General features: G+C 60.2%; 6 protein-coding genes. All 6 read right to left on the bottom strand.

Annotated features, from left to right (window positions below; genetic code table 11):
- Positions 1-401: 401 nt before the first annotated feature.
- The gene (locus tag ACQR1I_RS35105; protein ID WP_434868476.1) at positions 402-1709 is read right to left on the bottom strand and encodes a hypothetical protein; all 1308 of its coding nucleotides are present in this window, start codon (positions 1707-1709) and stop codon (positions 402-404) included.
- 540 nt (positions 1710-2249) lie between these two features.
- Positions 2250-3887: a hypothetical protein gene (locus tag ACQR1I_RS35100; RefSeq protein ID WP_434868475.1), complete on the bottom strand. Its 1638-nt coding sequence runs from the start codon at positions 3885-3887 to the stop codon at positions 2250-2252.
- Positions 3868-4722: a methyltransferase domain-containing protein gene (locus tag ACQR1I_RS35095; RefSeq protein WP_434868474.1), complete on the bottom strand. Its 855-nt coding sequence runs from the start codon at positions 4720-4722 to the stop codon at positions 3868-3870. Before ACQR1I_RS35095 ends, ACQR1I_RS35100 begins: the two co-directional genes overlap by 20 nt.
- Entirely contained in the window at positions 4709-7351 is a 2643-nt protein-coding gene (locus ACQR1I_RS35090) for a GGDEF domain-containing protein (RefSeq protein ID WP_434868473.1), read from the bottom strand. The genes ACQR1I_RS35095 and ACQR1I_RS35090 overlap by 14 nt, the downstream gene beginning before the upstream one ends.
- Positions 7338-8246 carry an HAD hydrolase family protein gene (locus ACQR1I_RS35085; protein WP_434868472.1) on the bottom strand — a complete coding sequence of 303 codons (909 nt, stop codon included), beginning with the start codon at positions 8244-8246 and terminating at the stop codon, positions 7338-7340. Before ACQR1I_RS35085 ends, ACQR1I_RS35090 begins: the two co-directional genes overlap by 14 nt.
- Positions 8243-9286, bottom strand: a complete 1044-nt coding sequence (locus ACQR1I_RS35080; RefSeq protein ID WP_434868471.1) for a DNA adenine methylase — start codon at positions 9284-9286, stop codon at positions 8243-8245. The genes ACQR1I_RS35085 and ACQR1I_RS35080 overlap by 4 nt, the downstream gene beginning before the upstream one ends.
- Positions 9287-9289 lie beyond the last annotated feature (3 nt).

Raw genomic sequence — 9289 nt, 5'->3', positions numbered from 1 at the left:
CGATTTCAACGGATGCAACCAGCGCCGCAGCGTTCGGGACGCAGGGGTCGCAGGTTCGAATCCTGCCGCTCCGACCATTCTTTCAAGCACTTACGAAGTGCCTTTCCCGATCCCGCAACGAAATGCGCAACGAAATGGCTCCTAGAGCCGTATCGCTGCGCTCAGCTCGTCGTATTGGAACGCGCAACGAGCAACGAGGCATCCCGACGCACGACGTGAGGGCGTTTCAGGGCGGGTGAAGGGACTGGTCCGTCGTCCTTGAGCCGGTTTGCACCCCATCGAGATCCTGAACAGGAAGCTCGATCAAAGCCTGGCCTCATACGGCCGATGGAAATGGCGGTCAGATGCTGGGGGGATTGCTGGGCCTACGACCCAAGTCGGCGGACCGTTGTGAGCGCCGACTAGAGCCGTGCTGAGCGCGACTGTCGACCGGGTGGGGAGCTTTCAGCACGCCCGCCGAACGCTTCAGCAGCTTCGCCCTGGAAATCCGGATGGTGGTGGCCGTACGTCTGTTCGAGCTGCTCGACGGTCATCCCGAGCCAGCCTGCGGCTTGCCAATGGTCCGTGCCCTGCTGCATTAGCCAGGTCGCAGCCGTATGACGGAGCGAGTGCCGGACCACATCGTCGCCAAGCCCCGCATCCTCGAGGATGCCCTCCCAAGCCGACCGGATCTTGCCGGCAAGCGACTGGCCATCGTGCATCCGGTTGACGACGAAACGGATCTCCTCTCCTGACGCGAGGATACCTGAGGCCCGCAACTCGGCCGAACGAAGAGCGTCGATATTGCGCCAGCGTACCAGGTGGGGTCGCAGCCGGTTGGCGATCTTCGCCGGAGGTCGGCGCTTCTTGGTGGCCCGCTCGTCCGAGCCACGCCCCTGGTAGACCATGGCTTCCAAATCCATCCAGGGGTGTGTCGTTGTCGGAATCCACTGCGTCCGGCGGATCGTCTCTTCGCGCCGCGCGCTATAAAGCCCAATCAGGATGAATCTCGCGGCGGGGCGTCGTCGATTGATGATCCATCGTTCTCGACGGATCAGTTCTCCGGTCGGCTTGCGTCTCCAATTCGCATGGCCTTCATCCCAGACGTAACCCAGAGCCGCGCCCAGGAGGCGAGCGGCCTCGTTGCGCGTGAGCCAGCGCTCTCTGCCCTTCGTCTTTTCGGGCAGCGATATCTTTGGGACGACATCGAGCGTGTGTTCCGCGTGATAGAGATTGACGGCTGCGCGAAGGTCCTCGAGCCGCCGCCGCGCCGTCTGATCCGAGACAATCCCCTTGCGCGCCGCGATCCGGGCTCGTCGATTGTTTTCGTTCGCGATGCCGGTCGACCAGTCTACGAAATCGCGACAGAGCTGCGCCTTGATGTCCGCGAGCATCCTGGCGCCGAAGAACATGTTGAGATCGAGCAGGCGGATCAGAAGTAGATCATGCTGCGCGTTGGCCCGAACGTCATCGCTCTTCGGTCGTTTCGCAAGCTCATACGAAGTCAGGACATCGGCAATCGGAAGGAAGTGAGGGTCCGTTACTCCAACACGGGAAGTGTGTCTTGAGGCAATGTATTTCTCGAGCGCTTTCGCTGCGCCATCAGTGTCGTCGCGGCGACAGCCTGTGCGGATCTGCCGTCGTTTTCCGTTGGCCTGGTCGAGAATGACCCAGCAGTCGTCATCTTCTCTGAACCAGAGTCGCGGCGGCTTGGCTTTGCGGCCTGGCATGACGGCTTGACCAGTTTGCGAATGGCGCGGGGGGTGGTCAGATCCTTGCCCGCAACTTTGGCGATTTCAAGAATCCCTGCTGCTGCGGCCCTTCGCAGTGATGACAAGGTGAGGGGACCTTCTGGGAAGAACACGGCGGAAGCCTCGACGAGTGTCATGACCTCGTCTTCGCCCCACTGATCCGGACTCGGGCGTGCTTTGACCCTGGCAAGTTTGTCGCCTTTGCGCTTTGGCATTCCGTCGGTGCCATCCGTTGACCGATGAACTGCAGATCGGCAGCAAGGAATGGCTTACAGAACGATGCGCTTTTGGACAGCGAGAGCCGTGGCGCGTAGCGCAATCGGCGGTTCTGGCGTGTCCATGGGGGTAAGGCGGTCCGATTCGAGTCACTTTTGTCGCGAACCAGCTGCTAGAATTCTCCTGAAGTGTATTGCCATGACCTGCCCCTCGATCGCCACCCAAAGCCATTTTCTTTTCGCTTTGGAACGTCGGGGCAAGAGTCTCACGCTAGAAGCGACAGGTTTGATCGACGGAAGGAATCTAGTCGTTACGTGCCGCCAGCACGAATTCGGTCACGTATCCGAGATGATCACCGAGCCTGGTGCCTTGGGAGTGATGCCGGATCCTGTCGGAGAATTCGACGACTTCGGCGAAGCGGCGTGACATCGCGTCTACGAGAGCGTCGGCAGAAACAAGGCCGCGATTGCTGTAGCTCACGAATACACGCAGGCCCAGCGCGCGACAAAGATCGAAGGCATCCTCGAACTCGCTCAGGGCTGGATTTGAATTGTGCTCGAATCGTGAACTGAAGCGATCGACGAGTGGCGGGTAACGTCCGACTCCATGAATCGAAGGATAATCGTAGGAGATGAGGACGTTGAGTAGGTGGTAATAGCGGGAATACTGAAACTTCGAATAGGGCGGATCGAAGTAAACAGCGGCGGGCCGACGCTCGCCTAGGCGTCGCGCGAATTGGGTCACGGCGTCGCGCCAGTCCCCCTGCGATGCCGACTCGATGGGAAATCGCAAGGGCGGCCTGGCGGCCATTCTCCGGACGGCTAGTTCGAACTCCCATATGACGCTACGCGCCCGGCGCTCGACGGTGTCGCGAAAGCTCGCCCTCGTAAGCTTACGGGGCTGGGCGAAATGGGGGCCAGTGCTGCAGACGGTTGCCGCCATCAGGAGTGCGGATAGAAGCAGATCGCGCTGTGGGGTCGCTTCGGGACTGATCTCGTCGATCGCTGCGCGCAGACTGTCTAATTGAGCGCATTGCGCAACGCCAAAATACGAATTGGCGTAACGCGCCAAGCAGAGCTGATAGGGTGCGTCGCTCGGTGAGCCTTCCGAAGGTGCGATAACCTGCTGCCGGCAGAATCGCTCGTAGTCGCCGAAGCGTTCGTCACTCAGATCACCATGGAAAAAGTCGGCTTCGGAAGCGAAGCTTGCGGGCGCCAAACCGACCAGCGCCTCGTAATTTCGAGACGCTACGTGCCGGAGGCGTTCGATGAGTTTGTCGGCGTCGCCTGTCAGGGTGGCTCCCTGACTGCGTGCGAATACGGCGCCATAGGCATTGGCGTCGTTGACCGAAACTCGGAACCGTCCACTAAGCATGCGGGAGACTATACCGGTCCCGGCCATGGCATCGAGAATTGGCGCGCCCGACGGAAGGTTCGAACAGATAGCCGCGGCTAGGAGAGGAGTCAGTCTGAGTTTGCTGCCGTATAGCTTCGGCGTCGACCTGGACTCGACGTCGGAGACCGAGGATAGAGCACGGACGGCGTGCCACGCGGCCTGAGCGGCGTCGACGAGCCTCGGATCGGTGGTCATGACTGAGAGCCCGGCCGAAGGATCAATCTCATGCGTCGAAATACGACAGGACGGGGAACCTCCTATCCGCGCTTCGGTGTCGCGTATCACGTAGATAAGAGACTGAACTTCGGCGGGAACGACGGCGCGGGTGTCGACGACGATCTTGACAGTGGGCGACACGGAAAATTCGGCGAAGCCCACGGCTGAAAGCCCATGGTCGTCGGGTACGGTCCGTTCGATGTCCGCGAATAGATCTTTTCGTTGTGGCGGGACAACACGTGCGCCGGCCGGTCGAGTGGATGCGCCGTCGACTTTCAGGAATCTCGGTAGATAGATCTCCAGATTGGAATCAGGCGTCGGAATCGACATTCCCGCTCCTTTCCTTGCGGAAGACGAGGAGCACGTTGTCAGCGCTCGTCATATCCAATGGCTCCTCACGTTCGAGCCGCAGACCTTCGGCCGCGAGCGACGATTCAAGTCGAGAGACGGCTCCGAGCGGTGGCTTGAAATAGTTAGCAGCAAAGCGGCGGCCCATCTTCAATTGAGACGCGAGCGCAGCGAGATCCGTTTGTGGTACGCCGTAGTGCAGGACGAAGACGGCTATGGCGCCATCTAGACCGTCGGCCGGCAGCGACCGCCACTGCGGGAGAGGCATCACCTTCTCGCCTCGCGCCGCCGCTAATCGCAGCATTGCCTCGCAAAGATCTGTCCCGATGAGTTCGATGCTGATGCCCTCCAGCGCAAGTCGCGTTGCGGACAGATGCGCAACGCCGGTGCCGCACCCGAAGTCCAGCACAGTCTGCCGTTCCGCACGCTCGTTGCAGACCGCTCGGAGTAGGCTCTCCGCCACCTTCGTGTTCACGGCTTGACGTGTGAGGTCATCGTAGTGCGAAGCCACGACATCGAAAAGTGCGGCCGATACTATCGGCCCGGGGTTCTCGGGGAGGAAAAAGCGGTCTACGAGCCGGACGTACCTGAGCTTCTTGAGCGCGATCGCGCCGGGCACCCCAACCTCCTCGGGGTGGCCACGGTTCGTCAGGAGCGCAGCATGAACAGGTCCGAACGGGCCCTCGATGGACCATCGTTCTGCTACGGCCAAGCCGATCGCCGCCGCAGCATCGGCTATGTGACGCCCGCGGCGATCCAGGATGATCCTAGCGGTGGGATCGGCGGCGAACGCCGCCCAGATGTCAGGTCGAGACATCCTGAACGATCGCACGTGCGATTTCGGTATCGCCTTCGTCTAAGAACATGTGGAAACTGAGGGCGAGATAAGTCAATTCGCCAAGCTCGACGTTCGTCTTGGCGTCCGATTGCAGCAATGTTGCGGTAACGGTTTCGTAGAATTCCTTCGACCACGAGATGGAGCCGTAGGCGCTGAAGGGGAAGCCGATGAGCGCTTCCACCGTCCGCCAAATCCACTGGAAGTCGAGATAGCATTTCCCATCACGGAAACGCGGCATCACGTGGATCGCACACAGGCCTAGAGGTTGGTCGAAACGCGCGTCCGCGGCGCTCACCGGAAGGAATATACGTCGGGTAGGACGTTGTTGGCGGACTGCAGCGACGGTCGCGTCGATGCCTTGCCTGTAGAGTGAAGGTTTGTCGGCCGTCTCCGCATGCAGTGGCTTGCCAAACAGGCCATTCTGCCGACCAAAATTCTTACCAACGTAGTCGTTGAGCGTTTCCCTCTCCCCCTTCCAGTAGTCAGGCACCGTCTCCACGTATGGGCTCGTGAGCACGAGTTTGAAGCTCGGGAATTCACGGAAGCGGCGCTGAGATGACTCAATCTGATACGGCGCATCGCTCGAACGAAGAAGGTTGATCGCCTGCGGGTAGGCGTCGGTCATCGTCGTCGTCCTCAGACCATCTATCGGCAGGAGGCGGATGTTTTCGGTCTGCGGCGCGGCAGAAATCCGTCGTCGCTTCGCTTCTTCTTCCAGGTTGATAGTCTGCGGTACAGATTCGCTCATTTCGATGGAAGACGTCACTTCGAAGATGGCGTATCGGACGTTTTGGGAGTTCGGCTCTTCGATCCGGTCGATGCCGATCCGTCTCTTCCGGAACGTCAGAAGATGTTCGAGCGAAATGCTGATGCGACGATACAGATCGTGCATTCCGCGCGTCCAGGCCTCTTCATCCATGTCGAGGCGCGAGAGGGTGGCCTTCGCGTTGGCGGATTTGCCGAGTACGATGATGCGTTGGATGTTCGGATTGCGAAGGCACGCTCGTACAGTTCGCGAAACGTTACTCTGCCAGAAGTCGGGAAGACCGCCGCCGTCGACGGGACGATCGTCGATCTCGACGATGTCCGCAACCAAGTGGCGCATGGATTTAGCGAGGGCGATGGCGCCGTCTCCGATCGGCAGCAGTAGGCACGGCGAAAGCGCGTAGCCTGACCCAGTGCCTGGCGTGTCGTAGCGGACCAAGGCGTCGGAGGGCGCCTTCGTGTGCGGAAACCAGGGACGACCGATGGTGACCGGCTCGACGTCGGCTAGTTCCGCGACCACGGGAGCGATCCGAATGATTGTAGCGCGGTCGTTCGCGTGATCGATGACGAGCACGAGGGTATGTTGTCCGTCGCCTAGATCGCGGACCTCGAAGCGAAGGACGTCGGACGAACCCGGGAATGGGCCGCCCGAGTACGCCGCTCGCAAGTATCCCCACGCTACGGCCGTGGCCCAGGTGCAGATCGGCACCGAGAAGGAGAGTGACGGCGGCTTACCATCAGTGTCACGAGGTACATCGCCGAATGAGACACCCACGACTCTAGCGACCACTTCTGCGGCGGCGGCGACTTCCGTCACGCCCGAAATGAGGACACGATCGGCGACTAGATTGCGCAGAAGCGTCCCGGCTTCTTGTGAAGCCATAGACCCGCGTGTTCTATGAAGATCCAGTCGGGCTTCGAGCGCCGCCTGAACCATGTCCGATCTTGATAGTCGAGCGACGGTCTTTGCACCGGTGGCGACGTTGAGACGGATGCAGTTTCTTCCATCCGCCTTCGCCTGGTGTTCGGCATCTTCTGCCTGTTTCACGAGATCTTGGATAGAGCCCGAGATCGCGCGAACGTCTCCGTCGTAGTAAACGGAAAGACCGATACTGCAGGTGTTAGGCCGTCCAATCGCTTGGATCGGATCTTTCTCCATCTTTGCGCGGAACGCTTCAACGCGGCCCAGGATTTGGATCGGATCGGGATGTGTCAGCACCGCGGAAAACTCCTCGCCACCGTGCCTGATCACGACGCCGAGGTCTTCGAAATGGGTCCTGAACCTTTCGCCGAATTCCCTCAGAACGGAATTACCGGTTTCGAAACTGAAGCTATCGTTAATCGACTTGAACTTGTCGAGGTCTGTGTTGAGGACGGCTATGCATTGGCCGCGATCGGACGCTTCGATTGCATAGGCCAGAACGCGCGCTTCCGTGCCCGCCGATTTCAGAAAAGGAAGCAACGTCAATGGGTCTCGGTCGCCCCAATGGAGATTGGCCAGCTCGCCGAGGCGCCTCAAGCAGGTGTCGACCTGGAGCGCGTCTGGCCTCGGGCGCTTGACGTACCAGGCTTCGACGGTCGACGTGACCGCACGTTCGTCGGGGGCAATTTCCTTCTTTTCCGAGGCCCCACCTTTGTCGGTCTCGGATCCTGGTGAAACGTAGACTGCGAGTTCATCTTTCGGCTCGCGGCGATGCACTGTCACACGCACATCGAGACCGAGATGGCCAATTTCCCGCAGCAAATCCGTAAATTCGCGCCGGAATTCGGGCTCGGACAGGAGCGTCGAACGCAGCCGACCTTCCTGGGCTGAAATACGCGCTAGGGCTTCATCGAACGACATCTTTGACCGGAAGATGTGGGCGGGGAGAACTTCTTACAGCACGGGTCAATGCGCGCAAAGCCTCCACGACCCCTTGTCCGCTGGGTAAAGACGTCTGGAACGTCGCGCTGGCGCGAATCGGTTCCGGCGCGTTGGCGACGGCGACGCCGACGCCGGCACCTGCGATCATTTCCAGGTCGTTATAGTTATCGCCGATGGCCATGATCTCTTCGACCTTCAACTGCTGCATCTTGGCGAGCTCCGCCATTGCGTTCAGCTTGGTGCCGGACGTATGGCAGATTTCGATGTACCGGCCTCCCGACGTCGTTATGCGGACGCGGCCGCCGAGCTCGCGCTGAAGCTCCGTTAAGAGGTCTCCGCCGGCGTCCGCCGGAACTTCGACGAGGATTGCGACGAATTCGTCGTCGACGGCCGCCAGGTCGGATACCCGCCGGATTTCCATCCCGTTGAAGTCGGTATCTGGAGAGTCGGCAACTTCGGAATACACGCTCTCGTGCGGTATGAAGTCGAGTTGAGAACCGCAAGCGTATGCCGTCACTCGCAGCGAGCGTCGGCGGCACGTTTCGATCACAGCCCGAAAATCATCCAGCCCGATCAAATGCCGCTTGAGCAGTGTCGAATCTCGGCCCGCAAGCACCACCGCGCCATTGTAGGTGATCATCGGCGGCAGCCGGCTGCCGACTTGGTGGAGCTGGCTGGTTGCGAAGGATGCGCCGCGGATCGTTCGACCCGTCGCTATGGAGAAACCGATCCGGAGCGGCTTGAGCTTTCGAATTTGAATCAATACGTTATCGAAAGTCTTCTTGTCCGCACTAACTAACGTGCCGTCGATATCCGCTAGAACGAGCCGGATTTTTCTAAGCCTTACAGCGAGTTCGTTGTCTAGTTCGATCAAATCTGCCGACTTCCGTCTACCTTGCACCAATAGATGCGGTTCATGGTCGTGCCGGTCGTTTCTGAGGTCGTCGAATAGGCGCGAACCGGCAGGTTTCTGTATGAGACTGGCCCTCGTCGCTTGAGTCCGGTCATGATCGCTCGGTGCCCGATGAGGCCCGTGGTCGTGTAGTGCACGAGAATATAGCGTGCCTTTGCTTCGAAGACCAATTGGTCGAATGCCGCCTCGGCATGGGCGGGGCGACAAAAATCCGAAATTTTCGTCCGTCGGGTCTCGGGAGCGCCGCTGCGACCGCGGGGGCTAGGGCGGTCGTTCCGCACAATCGAATCTGGCAGGTGGTAGTAGCCTCCGTAGTCGCGTTCGTTGTAGGGGGGGTCCAAGTAGAGCACGTCAGCGAACTGCCGCGATGCCACGTCGCGGGCATCCGCGAGAAGGCAGACGTTCTTCTTGCGATTGTCGGCGAGCGGGGGCGCCATGAGCTCAATGGTCTTGACAGCCTTTCGGGAGAGCGTCTTCAGGTGAGCGTAGTAGGTCCCCGCGGTGTTCGCCACCTTGTCGGCCGCGAAGACGAGGGCAGTGAGCAGATAGGCTTCCTCGGCCTGGTTGATCAAGCCGCTGATCGACCACTCGGCGATTTCATCCCGGATAGCGTCGATTTTCGCCGCATTGGCGTCGGTGAAATACATGCGTCCGGACGATGCCGAAAAATGTTCCGACAGGTAGCGTCGACGCCCGGGCAGGGCGTTCAGATGACCGAGCACAGTCTCGATTCGGTTTGTCCGGATTTGCATCGTCGCGATGCGTTCGGCGAGACCGGAGAAGCCGGGCGGCCGGTTGAGGCCGATAGTCGCCAACTGGATCGTGTGGGAGAGCTTCAGTAGGTCTCCAGTGATCACTCGGTACCCGGCCTGCTTGAATGCGCGAGACACGGTGCATGTGCCGGCGAATGGGTCAGACAGCGACGTCGCCTCGGGAGCATTTCTAGCGACAAAATCCGTCAGCCACTGTGCGGTCGAGGCCTTCGAGCCGATGTAGCGCATGCG

Origin of the sequence: Bradyrhizobium sp. HKCCYLS2038 (assembly GCF_051167655.1) — a bacterium.
GTDB lineage: Bacteria > Pseudomonadota > Alphaproteobacteria > Rhizobiales > Xanthobacteraceae > Bradyrhizobium.
The sequence above is the reverse complement of the archived record's forward strand: the minus strand, read 5'-3'. Positions and strand labels throughout refer to the sequence as shown.

Bases quoted from the DNA above. Each gene is read 5' to 3' on its own strand.
- ACQR1I_RS35105 (WP_434868476.1), bottom strand. From the start codon at position 1,709: ATGCCAGGCCGCAAAGCCAAGCCGCCGCGACTCTGGTTCAGAGAAGAT.
- ACQR1I_RS35100 (WP_434868475.1), bottom strand. From the start codon at position 3,887: ATGTCGATTCCGACGCCTGATTCCAATCTGGAGATCTATCTACCGAGA.
- ACQR1I_RS35095 (WP_434868474.1), bottom strand. From the start codon at position 4,722: ATGTCTCGACCTGACATCTGGGCGGCGTTCGCCGCCGATCCCACCGCT.
- ACQR1I_RS35090 (WP_434868473.1), bottom strand. From the start codon at position 7,351: ATGTCGTTCGATGAAGCCCTAGCGCGTATTTCAGCCCAGGAAGGTCGG.
- ACQR1I_RS35080 (WP_434868471.1), bottom strand. From the start codon at position 9,286: ATGCGCTACATCGGCTCGAAGGCCTCGACCGCACAGTGGCTGACGGAT.